Origin of the sequence: Pseudoalteromonas sp. NBT06-2 (genome assembly GCF_002276045.1) — a bacterium.
GTDB lineage: Bacteria > Pseudomonadota > Gammaproteobacteria > Enterobacterales > Alteromonadaceae > Pseudoalteromonas.
In genome coordinates, this window is record NZ_NQMR01000431.1 from 1 (window position 1) to 425 (window position 425).

General features: G+C 32.2%; 1 protein-coding gene. It reads left to right on the forward strand.

All coding sequences use genetic code 11. The features are described from left to right. Positions 1 to 175 precede the first annotated feature (175 nt). Positions 176 to 425, forward strand: a 250-nt coding sequence (locus tag CJF42_RS28260; RefSeq protein WP_212668883.1) for a hypothetical protein, incomplete at its 3' end; no start/stop codon positions are given.

Consider the following 425-nt stretch of genomic DNA (forward strand, 5'->3'; position numbering starts at 1 on the left):
TTTAGGTGAAATTAATTTCTATGGCAAATAAGGGTTGTGGCAGATATTAAAAAATAGTTTTCGCGCTGTCTTCTCTTATGGTCAATGGATCACAATAAAAAAGACGATAGATCACATACATCTTCAACTCATTAAATTATTGTTTGTCTCAAGATTATTCTTTCTGGGATTTAACTTGGCATCACAACTTAAAAGTAAAAAGCATCTCAATTTTAAAACGCTTAGAAAGTCTCTATCTCAATGCTTTTCCTTAATTAAAGATAAACGCCAACAGAGCAAATGCGATTATAGCCAGCATGATGCCTTGATGAGCGCTTTCGCGTGTATGTTTTTTCAAGACCCTTCTTTATTACATTTTCAAAAACGACTTGAGCAAAAACATCAACGCAATAATTTAAAAAACATTTTTGATGTAACGAATATCC